Genomic DNA, 26242 nt, shown 5'->3' with positions numbered 1-26242 from the left:
AAGCTTGAGCCTCTTGTCCTGAAACTGAGCGCATTTCATCATACTACTCTAAATGAAAATATTGATTGCAATGTAAATCGTAGAAAATTTTATAAAAATCACTGAGTAACATTACAACGAGAAATTCGCATAGGAGAGACTCTACAATGTGGGGAAGCCCCTGGGTTTCACGAGTCTACTACGCCAACTGGGCAGGGACTGAAGGGGGATAACCATGAACACGAAGGTCCTTTTCCTTCTTTTTCTGGTGGTTTTTGGGTTCTTGGCTTACTCAAAGCATATTCAGCACGAGAGGGCAATAAGGGCGGAGGTAGAGCTCAACAACACCCTTAACTTGGTTCAAACGGACCTTGAGACGTTTAAACTGAGCTACAATTCCACCCATTGGGCCTATCTGAATCAAAAGGTGGATGACGAAGACGTTGGACGTGCCATTGAGCGAGTCCTGGAGCTTAGGGAGATGCTTCTCAAGCTGAATGTCTCGGATGACGAAATAGGAGACATCGATGCCTGCCTTAACAGGACCTATTCGTATCAACGCAGGGCTCAGTTTTACGCCGCCCTCACAGAGGGCAGGAGCTGTGCAGTGCTTGCCGCTGACTACTTGGGCTCAACCCTTGCACTCGCAAACCGCACGGAGTTCCTTAAGTACGTCCGTGGGCAGTTTCGGAGTGTGGAAGCTTTACAGAACAAAACGGCTGAAAAGTGGAAACAAACGTTGGGGAGCGGGATTAACTTCACGGACTATCTTATAACCGGCTTTGTGGTGGAGGACAACATAATCAAGGCGGAAATCTCTCTGAACCAGTCCCGTAACTTCCTGGAAAAGCTTGATAGGATACCAAACCCAACAACGTCTCAGGAGATTGAAAACGTGAGTATACTTGGAAGCTGGGTGACGAGTTATCTGGAATTCGCCAGGGGCTTTTTGATGGACTCAACGGTGCTTATCAGCCATGTAACCCCCGGTACCTTCAATCCCAGTGGGCAAAGAACTAACGTGCACGCGCTCGTGGATAATCTCTCAGGGGTTGATGTTCCGTGCGAATTCGAGGAAACGATGCTCAAGGTGGCGTGTGACTGGAAGGAGTACCATAAAAAGTGGGGTCTCCTTGGAGTCGAGAACGGCTACTATTCAGCGGCCACTTACCACCTGCTGTACGCAATCGCAATAGACGGGCATCTTGACGAATTTGAGGCCCTCAATTCGACTTTTGCTGCCCTGAGAACCCCAACAGAGAAAGTCAGGATGGTTCTTCGTCTGAGGCATGAGGCTCTGGAGTCCATTAACGATTGTTCCCAGGACCCGTTAACGTCCCTCTACATCCAGGACGCCGTGGGATGGTACTTCAAGCACGGGGATGCGGCCTTGGAGATGATGGTCAGACTGCGCACAGATGACCCAACGGCTCAACCCCTCTATAACTATGAGATGGCGAAGATCATCGCTAAAAACATGTGTCCATACGTTGTAATGCTCTCTCAAACAACGGAGCGATGAGTTTTTATCGTTTTCTCGAAATTTTTGGGTGCTAACGTGGACGAGGACTCCATAATGATTGGGGTTGCAGTTGGGATTCCGGTTTTTCTCTCACATGTCATGCTCTACTGGACGGTGGCGCTTCTCGACGCATATTGCGTCGACCTCTACCTCCCCGGTGCGCTTTTCATAGCGGTATCGTCATTGATTCCGGTCCTGATAGTCTGCTCCCTTTCCTTCCTCCCCATGAGACACTACAACAGGCCTCGGGAGTGGATAAAAAGGAGGTTGCCTTCGTGGCAGTTTTTCTTTTCCTGGGGCTCTCCGTGCTCCTGAGCATGATGGGTCTCGCTTGGGTTCCCGAACTTGAACCGCACCCTTTTTAAACTCCTTAGTCCAGCCGGCACCGATGGTTAGGGTTCACGTCGAGACATACGGCTGCACGAGGAACAAAGCGGACGCCGAGATAATGGAGGCAATCCTTCTTAGAGCTGGCTATGAGCTGGTGGAGACCCCAGAAAGTGCTGACTACGTTGTTGTGAACACCTGCGCGGTTAAAGACCCCACCGAGAAGCACATGCGCGAGCGCATAAAGGAGCTCCTTGATACCGGCAAGAGGGTAATCGTCACCGGCTGTCTTCCCCACGTCAATCCCGACGCGATTGACTCCCGCGTTTCTGGAATCCTCGGCGTCAAGAGCATAGACAGGATAGCTGAGGCGATAAGCGTCGCCGAGAGCGGCGGAAAGCTGGTGAGTGTGGAAGGCTGGCGCGAGAGGAGCATAGACAAGCTCGAACTCCCAAGGCTCTGGAAGAGTGGCGTCGCCTTCGTCGTCCCGATAAGCGAGGGCTGCCTCAACGCCTGCACCTACTGTGCCACGCGCTTCGCCAGGGGAGTTCTGAAGAGCTACAAGCCGGAGCTCGTCGTCAGGTGGGTTAAAGAGGCCGTCGAGAGGGGTTACAAAGAGATTCAGCTGTCGAGCGAGGATACAGGCTGTTACGGCTTCGACATCGGGACTAACCTGGCCGAGCTACTCGACGAGATAACGGCCATCGAGGGCGATTTCAGGGTCAGGGTCGGCATGATGAACCCGAACCATGCAATAAAGTTCCTCGACGAGCTGGTGGAGGCTTACGGGGACGAGAAAATCTATAAGTTCCTCCACCTCCCGGTTCAGAGCGGCGACGATGAGATTCTCAGAAAGATGGGCAGAACGTACACCGTGGAGGAGTTCGAGGAGATAGTGCGGACCTTCAGGAGGAGAATTTCCCACTTGAACCTCAACACGGATATCATCGTCGGCTTCCCCGGGGAGACTGATGAGGCCTTTGAGAACACTGTCGGGCTGGTAAAGAGGGTCAGGCCAGATAAAATAAACGTTTCGCGCTACTCCCCGCGCCCCGGAACCATAGCGGCCAGATGGAAGGGACTCCCGGGCTGGAAGGTCAAGGAGCGGTCGAGACTGCTCCACCGGCTCAGGCTGGAGATAGCCTACGAGATAAACAGTGCCTACCTCGGGAAAACAGTTGAGGTTCTCGTCCACGGTGAGGGCAAGAAAGGTGGGATTGAGGGCAGGACGTTCAACTACAAGGAGATAATCCTCGACTCCGGCGAGCCCGGCGACTTCGTGCGGGTTAAGGTTGGGTGGGCAGGCTCGACGTATCTCAAAGGATTCGTTCTTTCGTAGCATTGGATTTTCTCCAATAATGGCAGGAAGTCTTAGTGGATTTTCCAAACCATATTGTTGACTTTTCAAAATATTAAGATTCGTAGTTTGGCCGGATATTTTCCAAGTTCTCATTCCAAAGGTTTGTGGAGTGTCTGCTTAAATTTGAAGAGCAAACCTTAAATATGACTTGATTCCTTAACAAACTTTGATATAACTCTCAAGGGGTGAAACCTCATGAGGAGGAACAATAAGAAGAGGTTAATTCCGCTGGCACTCGCCCTTGTGCTGGCACTTGTCGGTGCTGCACTGGCCGTGCCTACGATAACCCTTACTGTTCAGGAACTTGGACAGGGACAGAAGGTAATTAGTAGTACAATTACCGATGCAACTATCACGTGGACCCTTGACAGCACTAATCCCGACTACGTCACAGGCGGTGAAATCTCAGTAACCACGGATCCGGGTTCAGGAACAGTTTATATCAAGCTCTACGATGGTTCGACCCTAGTTACGTATACTAGTGTTAACCTCGACGGTAGTGGCACCTACACGTTCTCCTTTGCAAGTTCGGTGGATCTTGGAAGTTTCGATACAGTCTATGTTGTCTACCAGGGCCCGAACCCGTGACCCCTTAGCGGGTCTCTTTTACCCACTTTTTCCTGTTTTGAAGCTTCTTAAGTCACATGCCACGCCACCCCATCGTCGGCAAACTCAAAATCATGGGTCTGGTTTTCATCCTGGTGTTCGCCTTAGCCCTGGTGCCGGCGTTTTCGGTGCCATCCATCGAGCTGAACGTTCAGCCCATAGGTTCCTGCACCGCTGAGAAATACTACATCGACGTCAACGTGACGAACCTTGAGGGCTCTGACCTCGTCAACTACACCTTTAACATTACCATACCCGCCAGCAGGGTTCTCTTCTATCCCAGCCTCACCTACGGCAACGTTTACGTCGTGGACGGGGACGGGAATCCGCTCTACTACTGGGTGATGAGGAGAACCCGGAAGGTGCTCACGGTCTTCTTCAGGGTTCCCTATCTCCCGGCCAACGGCTGGAGGGTTGTGAGGATATACTATGGCTCTGACAATCCTTACCGACGTTACAGAAAGCCGAAAAAGCTGTTCGTTTACTTTGAGCCTTTCAACCGACTCGGAACTTACGAGCACGTGGACACAGGAATATTCCTGAATTCCCAGGTCTTTGGAGACGGTGAGCTCAGCGTCTCAAGGGGTAAGCTGAAGGTGAACTCCACCATATCGACATGGATTTTCTCGGAGGCCAAAGAAGCCCGGTTGACTACCCTTGTGGTTGATGATGAATATCGGATAGTTTTCAAGTTCAGAAGGGCATCCAACTCCCAAGGTGCCGAGAGCTACCCCTTCTACATGTTCATCCATGCGAAAGTAGGAAGGAAAGGACACAGATACGACTACATAGGAATTCACGAGGATCAGAACTCCAAGTTCCATTTTGAGTTTGGAAACGACAACACTGGCACGTATGAATCCAGTTCCAGGGCGGGGAAGCAGTATTACCTGGGTGAAATATTTGTTTCCCCATCAAACAGCACAGGGAGGGTCGAGAAGTTTTCCAGCGGTGCCTTGATAGACTCTTACGTCTTCGAAACCAGAAACCGCTTCAGAAACAGGGAGATTTCCGTCGGCTTTGGTCAGGCTAACGCGGATTTCTTTGCCACCGTCAACCTTTTAGCCTACATAGACTGGGTTTACATAGTGCGTCACGCCGATTACAGTGCCGAAGTGATTGGGATGGGCGCTGAGTGTAGCTTTAATTAGGTGGTGGTTTAATGTCAAAGCGTCGCATCGACGTCCTTTCAATCGCCTCTTACATCCTCCTGTTCTTCGTGGCGTTAGTTGTGGTTCTCCACTTCGTCTTCGGCTTCCAGTACGTCGTCATTCTGACCGACTCGATGGAGCCGAACATCAACCCCAACGACCTGGTAATCACGGTGCCTGTTTCCCCAGAGGAGCTTCACGTGGGGGACGTTGTTCTCTACCGTGTGGAGATAGGTAACACGACCTACAGGATAACCCACCGCATTGTGGGCATGAGGCCTGATTCCAGCGGCAGGTTCTACTACATCACCAAAGGAGACAACAGGAACTACACCGACCCCTGGCAGGTTTATCCTGAGCAGGTTATCGGGCGGGTGGTTTTTGTCATCCCCAAAATCGGCGTCGTCTGGTACTACACCCCGCTCATCGTCTTCGGTCTCTTCCTCATAGTTATAGCTTCCCTCGCCTACGACCTGGCCTGGCTCCTGCTTGAGGAGGAACCTGTACGTCCGAAGTCCAGAAAGGCCGACCTCCTCGTTCTGAGGAGGAAGAAAATAAAGGTTTACCATTACCGGCGCTAAGCCCACTCGTCCTCGGGGATTGCCTCCCTCTTGGCCGGGATTATGCAGAGGAACTCCAGTGTTTCTCCGGTCGCCCTGTAGCCATGGGGCTCGTTGGGCGGGACGTAGAGGAAGTTACCCTCCCTGACGTGGAACTCTTCCTTTCCGTTGGTGATTATCCCCTCTCCCCTCACGATGAATATCTCGTGCTCCCAGTCGTGCTGGTGGATTGGGATCTCTGCCCCCTTCCTGAGGACGAAGTAGCGCATGGCGTAGTTCTTCGCGCCGAGCTTCGGAGAAACGAGCCATCTGATGGTTACTCCATCAAAACCGGTGTCCTTCTCGGGGACATCCTTGTAGTGTCCGACGAACATGGCATCACCGAAGGAGTTTCGGCCTTGAGTTATTTAAACCTGCCGAGTTTGGATTCCCAATGGAAAGTGCTTTAAGCCCTGGTTCCCAACCTTCCTGAAGGTGATTCCATGAAGAAAGCCGTTTTTGCCTTCATTCTGGTTTTGATTGTGCTGGCCTCGGGCTGCATCAGTTCGGGCGGACCGAGCCAGACCTCAACAACCACAAGCTCCACCGGTGGAATAGACTTCGGAAGCTACGAGAAGGGTCAGGTTCTGGCGCAGTGGAAGAGCCTGGCGGACGTTTCGAAGGTCTATGTAAGTGAGGGCTACGAGGATATGGCCAGGCAATACTTTCCGAACGCCCAGATACTCCCGGCGAGCCAGTACGACGGTGGCGTCGCTATACTCTCGCCAGCCGACGCCAGGGAACTGCTGAGGGGCAAACCGATACTCATAACGGTCAGTGACTACTTCGGCTACGTGGTCTACAAGCTTGGCCTCAAGTTCGTCGGCCCTGACAAGGGTGTCTTCGCCGCCTTCAACCAGGATGGCAAGCCCTATTTCGTGTTCACCGGAACGAGCAAGGCCGGCGCAGGTGCGGCCGTGAGGTACGCCCTGGACCTGGCGGCGGGAAAGGCCCCCAACGCGGACGATGTTCTCAGGAGCGGGGAGTTTGAGGGCGTCGTTCTGAAGGTCATAGGGGACAACAACTGGAACGGTGTGCCGGACGACGGAGAGCACTGGTATCTAAGTTCCTTTAAGACGTGGGAGCCCTTTATTTACAACTGGCGGGTCGTTGACAGTGAGAACGTGACTGTTGAAGGAGGCTTCATACGGCTTGTCAACGGCTCAACGGTCTACATTCACGCCCTTGGTTTCAACGTCAGTGTTGACGTTAAAGACCCGAAGAACGTTGAGCTGACCTACGTCATCGAGAACGTTAACCCCTCCGTCCTTGAGCTCCCTGACGGGGCTGAAACGGGGGACACGTGGGTCAGACTGAGCACTTCGGAGACTTCCTTCCACCTTGCCCCGAAGGAGCTGGGGGATTACAGGGTGATAGCCTTCGGCGACCACAGGTCCGACGGCGGGAAGGAGCCGCCGGAGGTCTTCCTGAAGATACGGGACGGAATAAACTCCGAAGATGCTGTCTTCGTAATCGACGGCGGCGACCTCGTCTATTCCGGCAAGGTTGACGAGTGGGCGGCCCTGCTGAAGGAGTGGAAGTGGAACAAGCCGATATTCCTTGCCCCCGGTAACCACGAGTACCGCGGGGAGGGAGTGAACGTCTACCACATGTTCTTCGGCCCGGACGACTATTCCTTCGCCCTCGGGGATTACTACTACATCTTCATAAACGACGTTGAAAACGACTACGGGCTCAGCGATGAGGTCTTTGCTTGGCTTGAAGGGGAGCTGGAGAAGGCGAAGGATGCCGGAAAGAGGCCCGTCCTTGTTCTCCACGCCCCGCCAATAGACCCCAGGCCTGAGGGAGACCACGCCATGAACCCGGAGGACGGCAAGAAGCTCCTGGCCCTCATGAAGGAGTACAACGCCTTCGGAATCTTCAGCCACATTCATATCTACTGGTACGGCGAGGAGGACGGCGTCCAGATGCTCATAACGGGCGGCGGAGGGGCACCGCTCTACGCGCCTCCCGACCAGGGAGGTTTCTACCACTACGTCAGGCTATCGATGGGGGCCGATGGAAACATAGGGGTCGAGCCCGTGAAGGTGAACCCCTGACCCTTTTATTCTATTTATGCCTATATAGCGAAAGGTATCTGGCTATATTCTACTGCGGCAAGATATTTATATACCGTCCCTTATTGGGGGTCGGTGGTAACGGTGGACGTATGGCTGCTGATAACCGTGATCCTTGGATTCTCTATGGCGTGGGCGATAGGTGCCAATGATGCGGCCAACTCTATGAGCACCGCCGTGGGTGCGAAGGCCATAACCCCGAAGCAGGCCGTTATAATAGCCGGCGTCCTTGAGTTTGCCGGTGCCTACTTCTTCGGAAAGAGCGTCACCGAAACGATAAGGAAGGGCATCCTCGACCCCACGATGATAACGGAGCCAAACGTGCTCGTTTACGGCTCGGTTGCGGCCCTTCTCGCGGCTACTATATGGCTGATCATCGCCACTAAATTCGGCCTGCCCGTCTCGACGACCCACTCAATAATCGGAGGCATAGCGGGCTATGGAATAGTGTACGCCGGAACGGCCATAGTCAACTGGGGTAAGATGGGGCAGGTCGTCCTCAGCTGGATTCTCTCCCCCATAATCGGAGCCATAATGGCCTACTTTATTTTCAAAGCCCTGACGAAGAGCATATTCGAGAGAAAGGACCCGGTTAGAAGTGCCCGTATCTGGTCGCCCTTCTGGATCGGCCTGGCGTTTGTTGTCATAGGGACCATGTTCTACATCAAGGTTCTTCACGGGAAGGATCTCAAAACCGGGGTTCTCATGTACGGCATCCCGCTGGGTGTAATCGTGTTCGTGGTGACCTACTTCCTCATAAAGCTCCGCTTTCCGAGCAGCGACCCGTTCATAGGGGTCGAGGCGATATTCAGGAAGGTTCAGGTCATCACCTCCGGCTACGTCGCTCTCGCCCACGGTGCCAACGACGTCGCCAACGCAATCGGCCCGGTCGCGGCGGTCTATGCGGTGGCTACAATGGGACTGGGGGGTCTGCTGGTTCCTGTCCCCAAGTGGATACTCGCCATGGGTGGTCTTGGAATAGCGGTCGGTGTTGCCACCTACGGTTACAAGGTTATGGAAACTGTTGGCAAGAAGATAACCGAACTGACCAACACGAGGGGTTTCACCATAGATTTTTCTGCCGCAACCGTTGTTCTCGCCGCCAGCTGGCTTGGACTTCCAATCTCGACGACCCACACGGTCGTTGGTGCGGTCATAGGAATAGGCCTAGCCAGGGGAGTAAAGGCAATAAACAAGAACATCGTTAGGGACATAATAATCTCCTGGTTCGTCACGGTTCCAGTGGCGGGTCTAATCAGTGCCGCCATATTCAAGTTCCTGATGATGGTGGGGTGATATCATGCAGGTCTGGACGAAGCTCTTCGCGAAGAGCCCCTTCAAGCCCCTCATAAAGCACGCTGATGTGGTGCTCAACACCGTTGAGACCCTGGAGAAGGCCCTCCAGTACTGGTACGAGGGGAACTACGAGGAGATGAAGAAGATAGCCATCGAGGTTGACCGCTTGGAGGACGTTGCCGACAGGATAAAGGAGGAGATAAGGGATTCCCTCAGCTCAAAGCTCATGATGGCAGTGGCGAGGGAGGATGTCCTCATCTATCTCCACATGCAGGATAAGGTTGCCGATGCCGCTGAGGACACCGCGAAGTGGCTGCTCATCAAGAGGCCCGGTGAGCTTCCGGCGGAGATAAAGGACATCATACTCCAGATGGGCACGGAGAGCATCAAGGCGGCAAAACTCGTCCACGAGGCGATAGTTCAGATGGATCGCGTCATTGAGAGTGGCTTTACCGAGGGTGAGATAAAGAGGGAGTACGAGATAATCCGGCAGATAGAGAGCGTTGAGAACAAGATAGACGACCTGGATACAAAGCTGATGCAGCTGGTCTTTGAGAACGCCGATTCGATGAGCTGGGGAGACGGGTTCTACATCCTCAACATCGCCAGAACGCTCAGCAACATCTCGGACAAGGCGAAGGATGCCGCCGAGAGGATAAGGCTCATGATGAACAAGTGAGCCCTCAGCTTTCCCGTTTTTCCTGGAAGAATGGCAAGAGAGAAGAACGAGAGGTTCAGATGGCTATCATCGTCGAGGTCATCTGTATCTCGGACATCTTCCTTATCTTCTCCGTGATGAACTGGTCAAGGTCCTTTAGGGTGTCGGTCTCTACCTTTACGACGAGGTCGTACTCGCCGTAGACCACGTAAGCCTCCTTAACCTCCGGCATGGCGAGAAGCTTCTCCATAACTTCCCTTTCCTTTCCAGCGGCCGTCACCATCAAAATAAAAGCCGTCACCATGGCTATCACCAAAAGTATTTTATCGGCGGAGTATTTAAGCTTATCGAGGCCTATGTTCGACCACCTGATAAGCGGAGCTCAATTAGAGCGATTTTACTCTCACCTGAGAGGGCTTGGATTTGAGGAAATCGGCCCCTACGCCAAGGGCACCACGAGCCTAATCTTCCGGGCCAGATTAGATGAAAAAAACGTCATTATAAAGCTTCAACGGCCTGACTCTCCGAGGCAGAACTTCGCGAGGGAGGCCGGGATTATCCGCGCGGTGGAGCCATTTGGAGTAACCCCACCGCTTGTGACCTACGGCGTCTTCGAGGGCCTTGAGTACCTCGTCCGGGAGTTTGCGGAGGGGGAAATAATCCTCCACGCCGAGATTGAAAAGCGCCACCTCTTCGAGATAGTCGAGAAAACAGCCTTACTCGATAGGCTCAGCCTCGACCACGGTCAGATTCAGGGCGGCAAGCACATAATAATCGGTGAGCGCGTTTACCTAATCGACTTCGAGAAGGCCAACTGGAGGAAGCCGAAGAACCTTACATCCGCGATGGCAATGCTTTTCCTCAGTGACAACTACATCTCGCGCCGCGTTAGGAGAAGATTTGGATTGAGGGAGGATTTTTTGGTTGAGGTGCGGGAGGCCGTTAGAGAGTACAAGAGAACGGGAAAGCTATCGGGCCTTCTGAGCCTTCTTTCTCGCCTTTAGTCTGTCCGCGTAGATGGCCAGCATCGGAATTGCGACGGCCATCGCTATGAGGCCCATCCTCGGGTCCCAGAGGTAGTTAAAGGCCAGTATTACCACAACCGCAATCGCTATCATGAGAAAGAGATCCCTGTCGTAGAGCCTCGACTTCGCCAGTATGTTCTGCTCTCTCGCTATGTAAGCCAGGTAAAGGGGTATTCCAACGGCCGCCACAGCAACTCCCACGTAAGTTCTGAGGATGAGCGAGATCAGGATTCCAGCGGCCAGTATTATTCCAACGGCGTACTCTTCCTTCATACTCTCACCTGGCCGGGTAGTTACGCTTATATACTTTTAAAGCTCTCTACCAAATAGGTGATAGCGTTATGAGCGGTATCGAATGGGACGAGAAGACCTTTTCTCGCTTTGCCTACCTGAACGACCCGAGGATAAGGGGAAACCTCGTAGCCTACACCCTCACCAAGGCCAACCTGAAGGAGGACAAATACGAGAGCACGGTCGTCGTTGAGGACATTGAGACCGGCTCAAGGCGCTTCATCGAGAACGCCTCCATGCCGAGGCTCTCTCCCGATGGAAGGAAGATAGCCTTCACAAGGGCGAACGAGGAGAAAAAGGAAACCGAGGTGTGGGTTGCCGACGTCCAGACCCTCAGCGCCAAAAAGGTTCTCTCAACCAAAAACGTCCGCTCGCTCCAGTGGAATGACGATTCGAGGCGCCTTTTGGTTGTCGGCTTCAAGCGCAGGGATGACGACGACTTCGTCTTCGACGACGACGTCCCTGCCTGGTTCGACGGCATGGGCTTCTTCGACGGGGAGAAAACAACATTCTGGGTCCTCGACACCGAAAGCGAGGAAATCCTTGAGGAGATTGAGAAACCCCGCTTCAGCTCCGGCCTCTGGCACGGCAATGCCATAATCATAAACGTCCCGCACAGGGAAGGTTCCAAGCCGGCCCTCTTCAAGTTCCACGACATCTACCTATGGAAGGACGGCGAGGAGGAGAGGCTCTTCGAGCGCGTTTCCTTCGAGGCTATCGATTCCGACGGGGAAAGGATACTCCTGAGGGGCAAGAGGGAAAAGCGGTTCATCAGCGAGCACGACTGGCTCTACATATGGGACGGGGAGCTTAAGGCCGTCTATGAGGGCCCACTCGACGTCTGGGGAGCGAAGCTGACCGACGGGAAGGTTTACTTCCTCACTCCGGACGCTGGAAGCGTGAACCTCTGGCTCTGGGACGGAAAGGCCGAAAGGGTCGTTGTGGGCAACCACTGGATTTACGGGCTGGATGCGAGCGGGGGCAAAGCTCTGCTCCTAATAATGACGGCAACGCGCATAGGCGAACTCTACCTCTACGACGGCGAGCTGAGACAACTGACGGACTACAATGGGCCGATATTCGCCAGGCTAAAGACCTTCGAGCCGAGGCATTTCCGCTTTAGGACCAACGACCTTGAGGTGGACGGCTGGTACCTGAAGCCCGAGCTGAAGGAGAACGAGAAGGCGCCGGTTATAGTCTTCGTCCACGGCGGACCGAAGGGGATGTACGGCCACCGCTTCGTCTACGAGATGCAGCTGATGGCGAGCAAGGGCTACTACGTCGTCTTCGTGAACCCGCGCGGCAGCGACGGCTACACCGAGGACTTCGCGCTCCGTGTTCTGGAGAGAACAGGCCTGGGGGACTTCGAGGACATAATGGCCGGAATCGAGGAGTTCTTCAGGCTTGAGCCCCAGGCCGACCGCGAGAGGGTTGGCATAACGGGCATAAGCTACGGCGGCTACATGACCAACTGGGCGCTGACCCAGAGCGACCTCTTCAAGGCTGGCATCAGCGAGAACGGCATAAGCTACTGGCTGACGAGCTATGCTTTCTCGGACATCGGCCTCTGGTACGACGTCGAGGTCATCGGCCCGAACCCGCTCAAAAACGAGAACTACCGCAGGCTAAGCCCCCTCTTCTATGCGGAGAACGTCAAGGCCCCGATACTGCTGATACACAGCCTTGAGGACTACCGCTGTCCCCTCGACCAGAGCCTCATGTTCTACAACGTGCTGAAGGACATGGGCAAGGAGGCCTATATAGCGGTCTTCAGGCGCGGTCCACACGGCCACAGCGTCCGTGGAAGTCCGAAACACAGGGCAAAGCGCTACAAGCTCTTCATCGAGTTCTTCGAGAGGAAGCTGAGAAGGTACGAGGATGGCTTTGAGGTGGAGAAGATACTCAAGGAAAGCTGAGGCCCATCTCTTTTAGCTTTTCCTTCAACCTTTTTCTGCTCCCTCTGAAGTAAAAAAACGCACCACCCATCTCTACAGGCGATTTTGAACTCTCCATCAACGTCGTCGATGTTTCCTTCTAGCTGGACTACCCCGACGAAGCAGCCTTTATCCCTCCAGATTTCGGGTTTCTCCGGCTTTAGAAGCCCCATGTAAAGGGCCTCTCTCAGGGCGAAGAACTCGAAGGCACAGCTGACTATCCCAAAGTGATGGTTGTGCTCGAAGAGCCTGAGGAGAAAGGCGATGTAATCCTCATCGTTCAGGTCGTAGATGGGGTCGGGCAATCTTTTCACGATTTCCTTTGGGACCGGCTTTCCCTCCAGGAACAGCGTTCCTGCCAGGTAGAAGGGAACGTAGGGATCGCCGACTTCAATGATGCGGACCCCACCTTTTTCTGCTTCCACTATCAGCTCCTCCGCTTTATTGAACCCCGCAACAACTCCCAGAAGAACGTACTTCCCAAGGAGCTCAAGGAAAGACTCTTCCCTGTATCTCACCAGCCCCTCCATGAGGTAGTTCCTCTCGAAGTCCCCGAGAACCTTCTCGAATTCTGCCCTGTTTCCCTCAACGAGAGCCTTGCTTGCCTTGACGATGAGGAGCCGATGGAAAAGATGTCTTTTTTGGTCTGTGACCATGATAACGCGCATGACGTGATTGTGTTCCCATGATTTAAATTATTTTCTGCCATCGTAAAGTTCTTTCCTGCCCAGGTATGCCCTTTTCTGCCTCCATCTGGCACGAAAGCGTTAAAAAGAGCACCCATCAACTGGATTGCTACGTCAAATAAACCGGGGGTCTGTTCATGACCGAGAGGAAGGGTGAGAAGAAGCTCTATTATCACGGTCTGAAGGAACAGAAGAGACTCGACGTTTCGAGGCTCAAGTATCTCTCGCTCCTGCTCTCAGTTATCGGCGTTGCCGTTCTTCTCGTTGCTGCCCAGAGCGCCCAGGCACCGCTCGTAAGGGTGAGCGACGTCTACGGCAACTACCTGATGAACTACGCCGTGGTGAGGATAAACGGAACGGTGGTTACCGTCCCCTACGTCTCCCAGACCGGTGGAAAGCTCGGCATTACGTTCACGGTCGACGATGGAACCGGGCAGATCGACGTCCGCGTTTACTCCCCGCTGGCGGACGAGATGATACGGAAAGGCCTGGTTCCCTTCCCCGGCGACGAGATAACGGCCGAGGTCCAGCTCCGCGTGAGGGAGACCTACACCTACTCGATGCTCCAGTACCTCGGCGGCCTGGAGTTCCGTTCGAAACTCTACTCTGAAAACCCACCTCTCGTCAAGTCCCTCACGGTTAACATGAGCAACACCTACGTGGCCGTCGAGGGCATCGTCACCGGGTTCTCCAACGTCAGCTCTGGCTACCTGCTGACCGTCGATACCGGCGATTCCTCCGTCTCGGTTCTCATCCCGAGGGTCCTCCTCGTCTTCAACAACCTCTCCGTCAAGGTCGGGGATACTCTCTACGCCCCGGGGATAGTCTACCTCTACAAGGGCACCTCGCCGGAGATAGTCGTCAGGAACCTCACTCAGCTGTCTATAACTCCCATCGAGGAGGCGCCGCTGGTGCCCATAGGCGAGGCATCCCGCTATCCTGGAATGGTCATGGCCGTTGAGGGGACGCTGGCCGGAATAACCTACGAGAACGGCCGCTACGCCCTCACCCTCACCGATGGTCAAGACTACCTCGATGCCCTCGTGCCGCGCGAGGTTCTCGCGAACCTCAACCCCTTCAACGCCTCCAGCGAGAGCACGGTCAAGGTTGCGGGAAGAATGGGGGACGACGGCAGGCTCGTCGCGGCTTACCTTGAAGTCGTCAGGCCTGTGAAACCCGAGTTCAGGCCGATAGGGACGCTGACCATCGACATGCGCGGCTCGTTGGTGGCGGTGAAGGGTAACATCGAGGAGGTTGACAGGATAGGCTCGAACCTCAAGCTGGTCATCGACGACGGCACCGGAAGGATGGACGTCTTCATACCCTCGGCCACCCTCGCCGAGCTCTCGAACGAGACCCTGGCCCAGCTCAAAGTCGGCCTCGGCGTGGAGGTCGGGGGTTATCTGGAGGAGTACCGTGGAAGGCTCGAGGTTGTCGTTTACACCGGAGAAGGGATTAGGGCCCTCGGAGAGCCGGTTCCACCTGGCGAGATAGAGCTCCCGAGAGTGACCGCAGGTGAGCTCGGGGACTACGTTAACCAGCTCGTGGACTTCGTCGGCTCCATCGATGGCCTGACCTACGCAAACGGCACCTACTACCTCACAGTGGACGGCGTCAAGGCTTCTCTCCCGAGGGAGGCCCTGCTGAACCTCAACCCGCTCAAGGCCGGAACCGGAAGCCAGGTCGTTGTCAGGGGCCTCGTCATCGAGGAGGGCCTGGTGAAGGGACAGAACCTCACCGTTGAGGAACCGATTCCACCGACCCCGCTCAGACCCGACGAAATCACGGTCGAGATGAGGGGAGAGCTGGTTGAAGTGGTGGGCAGGGTCACGGAGGTGGCCAACCTCAGCGGCAACCTCAAGATAACCATCGGCGAGCTGCCTGTCTTCGTGCCGCGCTCAACCGCCAACGGGCTGACCTACGTCCCTGCCAAGGGTGACTTGGTGCGGATCGGCGGATACGTTGAGATATACCGCGACGAGCCCGAGGTGGTGCTCTTCAACCCGGCCTCGATCGAGAGGGTCGAGGAAACCGGCCCGAGGGAGGGCACGGTCTCCGAACTCGCGAACGCCACGGAGCCGCTCCTCCTGACGGTCACGTGGGACTCAATTGCCTACCAGAAGCCAGACTACGCCCTGACCTTCCACGACTCCACCGGAAGCGCAACCCTGCTCGTCGAGCGCTCCCTCCTGCCCAACCCGCTCAAGGCCGGAACCGGGAGCGAGCTGAGAATCGTAGCCGACCCGCTCTCCGGCAGGATAACTTCCCTCAACGTCACCAGGGCCAAGCCATCGCCGCTGGTCAGGACGGGCTCAATAGACCTCTCCATGAAGGGCAAGACCGTGGCCGTGAACGGAACGGTTTCGAGCGTCTTCACCCTCGGAAGCAACCTCAAGCTGACGGTAGATGACGGGAGCGGTGGGATAGCGGTCTTCATACCAGGAGGCGCCAACCTGAGCGTCAGGAAGGGCCAGAGCGTCACCGTAGCCGGCTACGTGGACGAGTACGGCGGCGAGGCCGAGATCATCGTCTACGACCTCGATGCAGTGGTTATCGGGGAGGAACCCGTGGAGGGGATAGAGGAGATAACCGTCTCGGAGCTTCCGGACGCGACCGGTAAGGTGAACCTCACCGTCACCTGGGACGGGCTGAGCTACGATAAGGGCTACCTGATGACGATTCACGACCACACGGGGAGCACCGAGCTCAGGGTTGCGAGGGAGCTCCTCCCGGACCCGAGGGAGGCGGGAACGGGAAGCAGGCTGAGGATAACCTACGACGCCGACGCCGGCGAGGTGGTTTCCATAACCGTCGTTGAAGCGGTTCCGGCGGAGGAATTAAGGACGGGCGACGTTACCCTCGACCTCCTCGGGAAGACCGTGGTCGTTGAGGGGACCATCACGGACGTCTACACCGGCAGCACCTTCGTCAAGCTGACCATCGACGACGGAAGCGGGGAGCTGGTGGTCTTCATACCGAAGAGCGTGGCCCAGCCCGACCTCAGCGAGGGCCAGACGGTCAGGGTCGCTGGCTACGTCGCCGAGTACAAGGGGGTCGTCGAGGTGATCCCCTACAGGGCCGACTGCATCGAGGTGAGGTGATGGCCATGCTCCCCCTCTCTGACCTTTTAATCTGGTCCCTCGCCGGTGTGCTCTTCGGCGCCCTCATATCCTGGATCCCGGGATTTCACATATTCAACATAATGGCCCTGCTCGTTGCCGTCTTCGGCGTCGGCGAGCTGATGCCGGTCCAGGCCTTCCCCTTCTTTGCCATCGGCGCCATAGTCGCCTACGCCTACGTGAGCGCGATATCGAGCGTCTACTTCAGCGTCGCCGACGAGAGCGCCGTCTTCCTCCTCTTCCCCACACAGCGCTACCTCCTCCTTGGTAGAGGCCACGAGGCGGTCCTGCTCTACCTCATCGGAGCGGTAGCGGGGACCCTCTTCCTCGTGATCGGCGCGCTCTTCCTCTTCCCGAGGATCCTCCCGCCGATCTACCAGGCGACCAGCCCGTACATCACCTACTTCCTCGTTGCGATAGTGGTCTTCATGTTCATGAGCGAGTGGCCCAAGGAGGGCGACCGCGGAAGAACACCGGCGGAGAGGCTCTGGCTGGCTTGGAGGCAGATATTCGGTGGAATCCTCGTGTTCTTCCTCTCGGGCCTGCTGGGATTCATAGTGATGAACACCAACCTCCTGCCGACGACGAGCGCCTACACCCGCCTTACCCCGATGTTCATAGGCTTCTTCGGAATGTCCTGGGTGATACTCAACATACTCTCCAACCCGCCGATGCTCGAGCAGGTTCCCGACGACAGGGTCGAGAGCAGCCTCTACAACACCCTCAAGGCCAGCTTCGGCGGTGCCCTCGGTGGAACCATAGCGGCCGTCTACCCGATAATCACCGGTGGAATGGGAGCTTTGATAGCGGGCCACATGACCAGCCAGCGCGGAGACGACGCCTTCATCATAAGCCAGGGGGTGAACAGGGTCATCTACTACGTCGGAGCCTTCACGCTCCTCTTCCTGCCCCAGCTGAGGCTCACGAGGGGAGCCGCTGCGTGGCTCGTCAGCTCAATCTACACCCCCAAGAGCTACGCGGAGTATCTGGCCGCGATAGGTGCCATACTGCTCAGCGCGGGCATAAGCTTCCTCTTCACCTACTACCTCTCCAGGTTCCTAGCCAAGAGCTTCAACGTCGTCCACATCAAGAAGCTCTCCTACGTTGTTGCGGTGACGCTCGTCGTGATAAGCTACCTCCTCACCGGCCCGATGGGGCTGGCGGTGCTCTTCGTATCGACGGCGATAGGCCTGATGGCGGCTGCCTTCAACACCAGGAGGAGCTACTGCCTCGGTGGACTTATCCTGCCCGTGCTCATCAGCATGACCGGCCACACCGGCTACTTCATGCACCTGCTCGGACTGGGGTGATGTGAGATGAGGGGATTCACCCACTACATCTCGGGCCTCGCGGCGGCGACCTTCTTCGCCGCCCTCGTCGGTGATCTAAGGCTGGGCATACTCATTCCGGTCATCGCGGCCGCCTCCGCCTATTTCCCGGACTTCGTGGACTTCAAGTTCGGAAAGTTCCTGGCGAGGAGGGACTACGAGATAGACCCCGCCCCCTGGGACGAGAAGAAGCACTACGCGCCGAAGCTCGTCAAGGTAAGCGAGCTGAGCGAGGAAAACCGCTACCAGTTCTTTGCCATCGAGGGAACGGTGGAGGATATACTCGTCAGGGGCTCCGGGAAGGTCTCCTACAAGGTCCTCCGCGAGGACGGAAGCGAGGAGACCGTCACGGAGGAGTACAATAGCATAGTCTTCACCCTCAACGACGGAACGGGGAAGATAACCGTCGAGGCCTTCGGCGACGACTACGAGTTCTTCGAGGAGGAGTTCGGAAAGATTGAGGAGGGCAAGGAGATACTCGTCTTCGGCTACGTCGATGTCGATGAGGATGGCCTCAAGCTCGTCGTCAGCGATGCCCCCCACCCGCAGGGCATAGCGGACACCATAGCGAGGGCCATCGAGGAGGCCTACCGCGAGGGCGAGAGGATAGTCAAGATACACAACATTCGCCTTCCTGGCGACGTTTACAGGCGCTTTCTGGTTCACCTCGACCCGCCCAGGAGGGAAGTCCGCGTCGAGATGGGGCCGATAGTAACGCCTGGAGGTGTCGCGATAGGTGGCGAAGTGCCCGAGTACAGGAAGTACGGCGTGGCCAAGGTGAGCGTGCCCTTCATCAAGACCTACCCCAAGCCCACCAGGATAGACTCCTTCTCCGGCCCGGAGATAGCCTTCAGGAGGGCCGAGTTCAGGGGCAAGACGGTCGTCAAGGACCGCTTCCTGCCCTGGCACCACGGCTTCAGCCACTCCCTCACGATGGGCATGATAATAGGCCTCGTCGTCTTCGCCCTCTTCAAGCTGATCGGCTACGAGCACGCCACGGAGCTGGCACTCGCCTCGATGATCGGCCAGTGGCTCCACGTCTTCGAGGACCAGCTCGGCTTCATGGGGAGCAACCTGCTTCCTCCCATCACGAAGGACGTCGTCCCGGGCTTCAAGCTCGGCGAGAGCGGCAGCGGCCTGACCAACTTCTCGACGGCCTGGCTGATGATATCCTTCATGATATGGAACTTCAACCGCTTCACCGACCCGAGGCCGATACCGATGAGCGACGCCAAGCTGCTGCTCCTCCTGGCCTGGCCGTCGATAGTAGGCTTTGCCATAGCGATAGTCAGGAGCTTCAGGCTTAGAAGGGAGATCTCCGAGCTCATGGACTACTACACGAACCTCGAGGCCTTTGAGGAGATGGAGGAGGTCGGAGGGATTTAATCCTTCCCTCCTTTGTTTTCCGGTTTTCTCGCCACGACGCCGAGAGCTTCCTCAACGCGCTTAACGCCAACGAAGCCCGCCCTCCTCAGCCTCTCCATGACGCCCCTCTGCAGGTCCTTCCTCCGGTACTTCTTCCCGGGGTTCCCGACGTAGTGGAAGAGCCTTCCGTCAGGTTTGAGAACCCTGAAGAGCTCGCCGTAGAACTCCTCCGAGTAGAGCTGGCCCGCTAAAGAAAAGCGCGGCGGGTCGTGGATTATCGCGTCAAAGCTCTCATCTCTAAAGCGTTTCACGACCTCGAAGGCGTCGCCCTGAATAACCTGAACCTTTCCCCCCGTGAAGAGTTCCCTGCTCCAGGGGTTTATTCTGGCAAGCTCAATCACGTTCGGGTCCTTCTCGATGGTTATGACGTACGCCCCGCGCTTTGAGGCTTCTATGGCCGTGTAGCCGAGTCCCATGCAGGTGTCGAGAACGGTCTCCCCTTCCTTTGGCTTCACCGCGTTCACCTTGTTCCTCGTGTCCTGGAGGGGGTTCACTTCCTTTGTCCTGTGCATCCTGATGCCGTTTATCTCAATCGTCGGCGGAATCGTCGGGACGAGCTTGTAGAAGTGTTCCCCCGCTATGGCCGCCTTGTAGATGCCGTTTTTGACGAAGTAAACGCTCCCCTCGTCCCTCGCGATTCTCTCCAGAACGTCCCGCGAAACCCTCGTTCCGTCGGGGAAGATGAAATCCTCTCCCTCCCGTTTTATCTCCCACGCCCTGCTGGTTTTCCTTAGATCGAGGTTGAGCCTGACGTTCCCCCCGGAGAAGAGAAGCCTTCTCGCCTCCCTCGCTGTCAGAAAGTAGAGCTCGTCCATAACTCCCACCGTGCAGTGCTGGGGACGGGGGAATAAAAACCTAACCCACGACCCTCTCAAAAACGCGCTCGAAGTTCTTAAAGGTTATAGCCTCGATCTCTTTTTCGCTGAAGTTCTCTCCCAGCCTCTCGACGAGCGCAGGAATCCTGGATTCGTCCTCAAAGCCCTCCACGCTCCTCCCGCTCCAGCCTGGAAGGTAGTAGACGAAGTCGAAGCCGAGGCCGACGTGCCTGTAGCCAATCAGGTCCGCCATGTATGCTATGTGCTCCACGTACCTTTCCAGCGTGGGCTTTTCTCTGTGAACGAAGCTCGGTATCGCGACCGCTCCAACGACGCCGTCCCTCTCCGCTATCGCCTTCAGCTGTTCGTCCGTTAGGTTCCTCGGGTGGTCGCAGAGCTTCCTTGCGTTGGAGTGCGAGGCAATCACTGGGAAGGAGGTGACCTCCAGCGCGTCCCAGAAGCCGGCCTCGTTTATGTGGCTCAGGTCCATCACTATGCCAAGCTCCTCGGCCTTTCCGACGACCTCGACTCCGAAGTTGGTAAGCCCTCCGCCGGTTCTCTCGAAGACCCCATCGGCTATCGCGTTCCTCAGGCTCCATGTGAGCGTCAGAACCCTCAGTCCAAGGCGATGGAAGACCTCAAGGAGGTGTATACTCTCCCCTATCGGCTCCCCTCCCTCCAGGCCGAGCCATAGGGCGACCCTTCCTCCCTCGATGGTCCTTTTCATGCCGTCAACGGTTGTCACGAGTTCGAAGTGCTCGCTCTCCTCGATGTCCCTGATGAAGGCGTTCAGAACCTCCAGTCCGTAGACGGTCGCGTTGCTCCTTCTGTCTGGCCTCGTCCATATCGCCATGACTCGCGCGCCTATTCCCGGGGCGAAGAAGCGCTCGAAGTTCTCCTCCAGGACGCGAGTTTTTCCTGCCTTCCGCTCATCGTAAACGAAGGTTGGGAGGTCTGAATGGGCGTCGAATATCATATCCCCTCACTGGCCTCCTCTATGGCTATTATCTCCGTCAGCGCCTCGGTCTTTATTCTGGGGTCTGGTATGCTTCTCACGATTTCTCTGGCTTCCTCGAATTCTTTCCTCCTCGCCAGCTCCAGGGCTATTGCCCTGAGCGCATCGCTCCTCTTGCGGACGTCCTTTATCTCCCTCGCGAATTCGAGTGCCCTCTTTAGGCTCCCAAGTTCGGTCAGAAGCCGGGCTATCTTCTGAACGTTAGCCTCAGTGAAGCGTGGACTCTCGCAGTGTTCAAAGGCCTTGTCCACTATGTCCAGGTACTCTATGTTGTTAACTCTCTTCATCCAGAGGGCGACCTCCAGCTCCCCGATGAGCCTCACAACGCCTGCGTATTTCTTCTCTATGAGGGCTAGGGCGTAGTGGTTCCTCCCTTCGAGGAGGGCCCGCCGTATGGCCGGAAGGCCGACGTCATAAACGGTCTGGGCCAGCTCTATCTTCTTCTCGACTATGGCCGCGCGCTGGTTGACGTGAAGCTTGTCGAATATATCGAATGCCATCCTGTAAAAGTCGAGGGCCTTGTTTGAGGGTAGCGTGTCGCCAGCCTTCTCAAGGAGCTCTCCTATTCTTATTATGCCGTCCACCTTGAGGTTGTAGCCTATCTCGGCTCCTATTATGGTATCGAAGGCTATGTTGAACAGTTCGAGGGCCGTGTCGGGACGACCGGCGAGGGCCAGGTGATAGGCCAGCTCCGAGAGAACCACTCCCTTCTCTATGGGGCTTTTTATGCCATCCGTCTCGTCTATGGCCCTGTTGAAGAAGTCCATCGCGTCCTCTTCGTACTCCATTCTCGCGAGGGAGGAAGCTATCGTCGAGTAGGCCACAGCCTTGTTGGCGGGGTCCTTGAGCTTCTTGGCTATGTACATCGCGTCCTCTATTATGCTCGGAATCCACTCCTGTGGTCCGCCGTGCTCGTATATGGCAACGGCTATGTCCGTGAGAACCTCTATCTGGTCGAGGGGGTCGTTCAGCTTGTGAACTTTGGACAGAGCCTCCTCGTAGTATCTCCTCTCCACTAGTAGTTCTATCTCCTCTCGCGTCGTCATACTAACTATTTAATCCGTTCTAAATCCTTATAAACCTTTGTTGGACACTCTGAGTGAGGAACGATGTTGACGCTGGCGCTTTACAACACGTATGACCCCAAAAAGCTTCACGAGGCCCACTTAAGGGCGATAGCCAGGGCGGGTCCAATAGCGTACTCATACGGCTTCCATCTGGCCCTCGTCGGCTTTCCCTTCGAGGGAAAATCCCTCGACGTTGCTGAGGAGATAAGCACCCACACGACCATAGGTGAGGGAGGCAGGTACCTCCTTGAGCTGGCTGAGAGGAGCCGCTTCCACCTCCTGGAGTTTCCAAAGAGGGGTTTTCCGCCTCAGTTTGGAATCCCCGTGGCAACGACAAGAAAGCCGAGTGAAGAAAAGGAGATAACCCCACTGGAGCTCGCCGAGAGGGCCCTCCGCGGTGAGAGTTTTCTCCTGCTCGTCGGCCTCGGGAGACACGGTCTCCCGAAGGAAATCTTTAAGATAGCCCGTTATCATATGGATATCACCGGAAAGAGGGTGAGCCTCGAAACGTGCACCGCAATAGGTGCCATACCCGCGAGAATAAGCACCCTCATGGAGGCGCTGAGATGGAGGACTCATGGAAAAAAGATTTAGCCTGGGTACTTATAGCCCTGCTGGCCGTCTTCACCCTTCAGACGGGTCTCAAGGTGGCCCTTCACACGGACTCGCCCCTGGTGATAGTCGTCAGCGAGTCCATGGAGCCGGTGTTCTACAGGGGAGACGTCGTCCTGCTCAAGGGCATAAACGAGGAGAACATAGACGACGTTCACCTCAACGACGTCATAGTCTACAAACGCCCCGGTTACGAGTATCCCATCATTCACCGCGTTAGGGATATAAAGACCGTTGAACTGGGGGGTAAGGTGGAGAAGTGTTTCGTAACCTGGGGGGACAACAACTGGGCGCCCGATCCGGATTATCCGACCCCCTACGGGATGATACCCTGTGTCCCGGCCTACGCGGTTGAGGACAAAGCCCTGCTCGTCTTCCCGAAGATTGGCCTCATCCCGCTGATAATCAGGGAACACCTCGGCCTGGGATGATGTGAGGGTAGGTGACTGAGCTGTGATGAGCTAATCGGCCCCTGACCGGCAGCCCTTTGCTTTGCAAAGCGCTGGCGGAAAGTTTGGCTCCTTTTAGTTTTTTCTCCTGAGTCTGCGCACCTGTTAAACGGCGGATTTATGGTGATTTCAGCATCGAAGGGCGGATTTTCTATCGAGTCCCTCAAAGTACGACGCCCTACGGGCGTCAAAAGAAAGTAGACTCAGAAACAACTGCCCCCTAACTAACTGAAATCTCAGCACGTTTGAGGGCTTTTAAGAGGTGCACCCTAACTTGCTCCTGATTTTTAATGGGTCGCGGGCTTTGATGAAACTTTGCGAGGGCAAAGTTTCTTATCCGCTCAGTGGTGACCGCTCTCATCACCCCTCTCAGGAGGGCTTGGGCGTCATCATCGCTGGACTTAAAAACGCTCTTGATTTTTTAACTTTGGTGATGGCATGAGGTTCATTCCGCTCATAGTTGCCCGACCTGAGGTTCAGATGGCGATAGACGAGGCAATAATGCGCGCGAGGATTGAGGGCAAGGTCCCCGACACGGTCAGGCTCTACGCCTTCTCGCCGAGCTCGGTGACAATCGGGAGATTCCAGAGCATCGTCCATGACGTCAACCTGGGGGAGGCGAGGAAGCTCGGTATTCCCGTCGTCCGCAGGATAACCGGCGGCGGTTCGGTGTTCCACGACGAGTTCGGCGAGATAACGTACTCGGTGGTCATCGGCGAGGACTACCACCCCATGCTCAGGAACGTCGAGAGCAGCTACCGCTACTTAGCCGGCCCGCTGGTAGATGCCCTGAGAGAGCTTGGCCTTGATGCCGGCTTTGCCGGCCTTAACGACATCGTCGCCAGCAGGAAAAAGATAAGCGGCTCGGCCCAGACGAGGAGGAAGGGGGTTATACTCCAGCACGGCACCTTCATGTACGCGACGCGCGTTGAAGTCCTCGCGAAGGTTCTGAGGGTCTCGAAGGTCAAGCTCTCCGATAAGGGCGTTTCAAGCATCTGGGAGCGCGTCACCACCCTGGAGCGCGAGGGGATAAAGCTGAACCGCTGGGAGGCCTACGAGCTGCTGAAAGACAAGTTCTTTGCCGCGTTTGAGCTGGAAGAGGGCCAGCTGACGGACTACGAGCTCCAGCTCGCCGAGAGGCTGGTGGAGGAGAAATACGGGAATCCTGAATGGAACGAGAGCCGCTGAACTAAGGCAGCTTCCAGTTTTCCTCTATTTTGTAATTCTCGGCCAGTTCGTAGAAAATCTCGTCTTCTCCAAGCTCTTTCCTCAGCCTCCTGAAGTTCTCCTCAAGCCTCGGTAACCTCCCCTTGCTCCTGCGCAGCATGCTGTTTCCGAGCTCAACCGCAAAGCGGAGGTATTCTTCGCCCACGAGAATTTTTCCGTCCCTTCCGAGTGGTGCCGTGAGGTACTCGGTGGCGTTTATCTCCACGAGGTGGCGCTTCGAGACGACCTTGAAGGTGGTGTACTTGAAGCCGCTCGCGAGGCCGAGCTCGTGCAGTCTCTTCGCCCTCTCCATGTCCTCGGCGACGACGTGGAATATCGGGGGCTGGCTCTTGAGGAAGATGAGGCCTTCCCTCGCTTTCTTCAGCGCCTCCCTCGCTTCCTCGAACTCCATCGGCCTGTGAACCTTGACCAGCCACCTCGCGAGGGGCTTCGCCCCGAGGTCGGGCTCCTCTATTATGCCGATCCTCCCGGAGCAGGACGAGGTCGTGTAGATGCCGTTAATCGAGTTGATCAGCAGGAGGAGGTCGGTTATGTCTCCGTCGACCTTTCCTTCTCTCATCGCCGTGAAGAGGCTCACGAGGGCTTCGCGCTTGGCTTTCATATTCAAACCCTCCTTGCTCTTTCCCGCGTTAAATCTCGCCTCAGCGCCTGGTTATGGTATGTAAAAGGTCTCAGCTCCCTCTTTCAGCCCGTTCCGTCGAAAACTTTATAAAGCTAACCCAAAAGCTTTTAGCGATGGCCGGGGTGGTGTAGCCTGGTCAGCACAGGGGACTGTGGATCCCCTAGCCCGGGTTCAAATCCCGGCCCCGGCCCCAGAATTACTGTTCTCCCAGAATAAAAAGCTTCCAAAGCCAACTCCACTGGCGTTACTGTCTGGGGGTTTCATCACAAGGCCCCTTTGTGGGTGTACCCTTCTAAACTGGCGGATACTGAAAAAAGTGGGAGAAATGGTGAACCCTTTGATGTGTCTAGTACCCGGCCGTCCTACATACTGTGGAAGTGACGGCCCGTCACTAATGATGGGATGTTCACTAGTTTGACCAATTCCCTGAACATGCCCAACACCCTTAAAACCCCTGGCAATTATATCCATCCGGTGAATGGTATGTCGTGGAAGGACAAGCTCGGCTTGGTTCATATCTACACCGGCAACGGGAAGGGGAAGACCACCGCGGCATTTGGCCTCGCCGTGAGGATGCTCGGCTCCGGCGGGAGGGTGATAATCCTTCAGTTTATGAAAGCTGGAGACGTTTACGGCGAGCAGAGGAAGATAGCCGAATGCGGCACGGTCATAGAGTCCTTCGGTTTGCCAAAGTTCGTCCACGGGAAGCCGGAGCCGGACGACATAGAGGCGGCCAAAAAAGCTCTTCAGCGCGCGAAGGATGTCGTCTCAAGCGGCGAGTGGGATCTGGTGATCCTCGATGAGATCTGCGTTGCCCTCGGCTTCGGCATGCTCGACGTTGATGAGGTCAGGGGGCTCATCGAGAGCAAAGCCCCTCACACCGAGTTAGTTCTAACCGGCCGCTACTGCCCGGAGGAGCTCTTTGAGCTGGCCGACTACGTGACGGAGATGAGGGAAGTCAAGCATCCCTACCAGAGGGGGATTCTCGCGAGGAGGGGCGTGGAGTTTTGACCTCCTTCCTTTTCCTTTCGACGTTGACCGAAAAGCTTTT

At 55.9% G+C, this 26242-nt stretch carries 26 protein-coding genes and 1 tRNA gene; 19 read left to right on the top strand and 8 right to left on the bottom strand.

Annotated features, from left to right (window positions below):
* Nucleotides 1-214: 214 nt before the first annotated feature.
* The 6 genes from E3E37_RS06600 (at nt 215) to E3E37_RS06575 (ending at nt 5526) form a co-directional block, all read left to right on the top strand.
* Nucleotides 215-1501 (top strand): 1-deoxy-D-xylulose-5-phosphate synthase, encoded by a 1287-nt coding sequence (locus tag E3E37_RS06600; RefSeq protein ID WP_167715953.1) that lies wholly within the window; start codon nt 215-217, stop codon nt 1499-1501.
* Nucleotides 1502-1537: 36 nt separating this feature from the next.
* On the top strand, nt 1538-1816 hold the full coding sequence (locus tag E3E37_RS06595; protein WP_167715951.1) for a hypothetical protein: 279 nt from the start codon (nt 1538-1540) through the stop codon (nt 1814-1816).
* 73 nt (nt 1817-1889) lie between these two features.
* A complete protein-coding gene (locus E3E37_RS06590; protein ID WP_167715950.1) occupies nt 1890-3167 on the top strand; it encodes a tRNA (N(6)-L-threonylcarbamoyladenosine(37)-C(2))-methylthiotransferase in 1278 nt (425 codons plus the stop codon).
* A 216-nt stretch (nt 3168-3383) separates the two neighbouring features.
* Entirely contained in the window at nt 3384-3776 is a 393-nt protein-coding gene (locus E3E37_RS06585) for a hypothetical protein (RefSeq protein ID WP_167715948.1), read from the top strand.
* Between the two features lie 56 nt (nt 3777-3832).
* A complete protein-coding gene (locus E3E37_RS06580) occupies nt 3833-4945 on the top strand; it encodes a DUF2341 domain-containing protein (protein ID WP_167715946.1) in 1113 nt (370 codons plus the stop codon).
* Between the two features lie 11 nt (nt 4946-4956).
* Complete coding sequence (locus tag E3E37_RS06575) at nt 4957-5526, top strand: signal peptidase I (RefSeq protein WP_167715944.1); 570 nt, start codon at nt 4957-4959, stop codon at nt 5524-5526.
* Here E3E37_RS06575 and E3E37_RS06570 read toward each other — a convergent pair.
* Nucleotides 5523-5879 (bottom strand): cupin domain-containing protein, encoded by a 357-nt coding sequence (locus E3E37_RS06570; RefSeq protein ID WP_167715942.1) that lies wholly within the window; start codon nt 5877-5879, stop codon nt 5523-5525. The two genes, E3E37_RS06575 and E3E37_RS06570, sit on opposite strands and share 4 nt — an antisense overlap.
* Nucleotides 5880-5987: 108 nt before the next feature.
* Here E3E37_RS06570 and E3E37_RS06565 point away from each other — a divergent pair, with 108 nt between their 5' ends.
* The 3 genes from E3E37_RS06565 to E3E37_RS06555 all read left to right on the top strand — a co-directional run bounded on the left by E3E37_RS06565 (nt 5988) and on the right by E3E37_RS06555 (nt 9597).
* Nucleotides 5988-7604: a metallophosphoesterase gene (locus tag E3E37_RS06565; RefSeq protein WP_167715941.1), complete on the top strand. Its 1617-nt coding sequence runs from the start codon at nt 5988-5990 to the stop codon at nt 7602-7604.
* A gap of 144 nt (nt 7605-7748) precedes the next feature.
* Entirely contained in the window at nt 7749-8918 is a 1170-nt protein-coding gene (locus E3E37_RS06560; protein ID WP_206204066.1) for an inorganic phosphate transporter, read from the top strand.
* A 4-nt stretch (nt 8919-8922) separates the two neighbouring features.
* Nucleotides 8923-9597, top strand: a complete 675-nt coding sequence (locus tag E3E37_RS06555) for a TIGR00153 family protein (protein ID WP_167715938.1) — start codon at nt 8923-8925, stop codon at nt 9595-9597.
* 55 nt (nt 9598-9652) lie between these two features.
* Here the strand turns inward: E3E37_RS06555 and E3E37_RS06550 are convergent, their stop codons facing one another.
* On the bottom strand, nt 9653-9880 hold the full coding sequence (locus E3E37_RS06550) for an Lrp/AsnC family transcriptional regulator (RefSeq protein WP_012572508.1): 228 nt from the start codon (nt 9878-9880) through the stop codon (nt 9653-9655).
* A 52-nt stretch (nt 9881-9932) separates the two neighbouring features.
* Between E3E37_RS06550 and E3E37_RS06545 the strand changes: the two genes are divergently transcribed.
* The gene (locus E3E37_RS06545) at nt 9933-10580 is read left to right on the top strand and encodes a serine/threonine protein kinase (RefSeq protein WP_167715936.1); all 648 of its coding nucleotides are present in this window, start codon (nt 9933-9935) and stop codon (nt 10578-10580) included.
* Here E3E37_RS06545 and E3E37_RS06540 read toward each other — a convergent pair.
* Nucleotides 10545-10874, bottom strand: a complete 330-nt coding sequence (locus E3E37_RS06540; protein ID WP_167715934.1) for a hypothetical protein — start codon at nt 10872-10874, stop codon at nt 10545-10547. The genes E3E37_RS06545 and E3E37_RS06540 overlap by 36 nt on opposite strands.
* 68 nt (nt 10875-10942) lie before the next feature.
* Between E3E37_RS06540 and E3E37_RS06535 the strand changes: the two genes are divergently transcribed.
* Entirely contained in the window at nt 10943-12808 is a 1866-nt protein-coding gene (locus E3E37_RS06535) for a S9 family peptidase (RefSeq protein ID WP_167715931.1), read from the top strand.
* On the opposite strand, the gene E3E37_RS06530 is transcribed toward E3E37_RS06535, so the two are convergent.
* Nucleotides 12721-13494, bottom strand: coding sequence for a hypothetical protein (locus E3E37_RS06530; protein ID WP_167715929.1), 774 nt, complete (start codon nt 13492-13494; stop codon nt 12721-12723). The genes E3E37_RS06535 and E3E37_RS06530 overlap by 88 nt on opposite strands.
* Before the next feature lie 155 nt (nt 13495-13649).
* Between E3E37_RS06530 and E3E37_RS06525 the strand changes: the two genes are divergently transcribed.
* From E3E37_RS06525 to E3E37_RS06515, 3 genes are read left to right on the top strand one after another with little or no spacing between them, the layout of a single operon-like run.
* Nucleotides 13650-16613: an OB-fold nucleic acid binding domain-containing protein gene (locus tag E3E37_RS06525; RefSeq protein WP_167715927.1), complete on the top strand. Its 2964-nt coding sequence runs from the start codon at nt 13650-13652 to the stop codon at nt 16611-16613.
* Between the two features lie 5 nt (nt 16614-16618).
* Nucleotides 16619-17941 (top strand): tripartite tricarboxylate transporter permease, encoded by a 1323-nt coding sequence (locus tag E3E37_RS06520; RefSeq protein ID WP_167716353.1) that lies wholly within the window; start codon nt 16619-16621, stop codon nt 17939-17941.
* A gap of 6 nt (nt 17942-17947) precedes the next feature.
* Nucleotides 17948-19345 carry a metal-dependent hydrolase gene (locus tag E3E37_RS06515; RefSeq protein WP_167715925.1) on the top strand — a complete coding sequence of 466 codons (1398 nt, stop codon included), beginning with the start codon at nt 17948-17950 and terminating at the stop codon, nt 19343-19345.
* On the opposite strand, the gene E3E37_RS06510 is transcribed toward E3E37_RS06515, so the two are convergent.
* From E3E37_RS06510 to E3E37_RS06500, 3 genes are read right to left on the bottom strand one after another with little or no spacing between them, the layout of a single operon-like run.
* Entirely contained in the window at nt 19342-20199 is an 858-nt protein-coding gene (locus tag E3E37_RS06510; protein ID WP_167716351.1) for a methyltransferase domain-containing protein, read from the bottom strand. The two genes, E3E37_RS06515 and E3E37_RS06510, sit on opposite strands and share 4 nt — an antisense overlap.
* A 40-nt stretch (nt 20200-20239) precedes the next feature.
* Nucleotides 20240-21175 carry a dipeptidase gene (locus tag E3E37_RS06505; protein ID WP_167715922.1) on the bottom strand — a complete coding sequence of 312 codons (936 nt, stop codon included), beginning with the start codon at nt 21173-21175 and terminating at the stop codon, nt 20240-20242.
* Nucleotides 21172-22260 (bottom strand): hypothetical protein, encoded by a 1089-nt coding sequence (locus E3E37_RS06500; protein ID WP_088865411.1) that lies wholly within the window; start codon nt 22258-22260, stop codon nt 21172-21174. The genes E3E37_RS06505 and E3E37_RS06500 overlap by 4 nt, the downstream gene beginning before the upstream one ends.
* A 63-nt stretch (nt 22261-22323) precedes the next feature.
* On the opposite strand from E3E37_RS06500, the gene E3E37_RS06495 reads away from it, so the two are divergent.
* From E3E37_RS06495 to E3E37_RS06485, 3 genes are all read left to right on the top strand, one after another.
* Nucleotides 22324-22875: a DUF531 domain-containing protein gene (locus E3E37_RS06495; protein ID WP_167715920.1), complete on the top strand. Its 552-nt coding sequence runs from the start codon at nt 22324-22326 to the stop codon at nt 22873-22875.
* Nucleotides 22848-23324 carry a signal peptidase I gene (locus E3E37_RS06490; protein WP_088865409.1) on the top strand — a complete coding sequence of 159 codons (477 nt, stop codon included), beginning with the start codon at nt 22848-22850 and terminating at the stop codon, nt 23322-23324. The genes E3E37_RS06495 and E3E37_RS06490 overlap by 28 nt, the downstream gene beginning before the upstream one ends.
* Nucleotides 23325-23780: 456 nt before the next feature.
* Nucleotides 23781-24530 (top strand): biotin/lipoate A/B protein ligase family protein, encoded by a 750-nt coding sequence (locus E3E37_RS06485; protein ID WP_167715917.1) that lies wholly within the window; start codon nt 23781-23783, stop codon nt 24528-24530.
* Nucleotide 24531: 1 nt separating this feature from the next.
* Here E3E37_RS06485 and E3E37_RS06480 read toward each other — a convergent pair whose 3' ends face one another.
* The gene (locus E3E37_RS06480) at nt 24532-25170 is read right to left on the bottom strand and encodes a hypothetical protein (RefSeq protein WP_167715914.1); all 639 of its coding nucleotides are present in this window, start codon (nt 25168-25170) and stop codon (nt 24532-24534) included.
* A gap of 137 nt (nt 25171-25307) precedes the next feature.
* On the opposite strand from E3E37_RS06480, the gene E3E37_RS06475 reads away from it, so the two are divergent.
* Both E3E37_RS06475 and cobO read left to right on the top strand, forming a co-directional pair.
* Nucleotides 25308-25384 (top strand) — tRNA-His (locus E3E37_RS06475).
* A gap of 290 nt (nt 25385-25674) precedes the next feature.
* The gene (gene cobO / locus E3E37_RS06470; protein WP_167716349.1) at nt 25675-26202 is read left to right on the top strand and encodes a cob(I)yrinic acid a,c-diamide adenosyltransferase; all 528 of its coding nucleotides are present in this window, start codon (nt 25675-25677) and stop codon (nt 26200-26202) included.
* The last annotated feature ends 40 nt before the right edge of the window (nt 26203-26242 follow it).

Source organism: Thermococcus sp. ES12, from assembly GCF_012027515.1.
Taxonomy (GTDB): Archaea; Methanobacteriota_B; Thermococci; order Thermococcales; family Thermococcaceae; genus Thermococcus; species Thermococcus barossii.
Note: the sequence above shows the minus strand (reverse complement) of the source record. Positions and strands in the feature narration are given on the sequence as shown.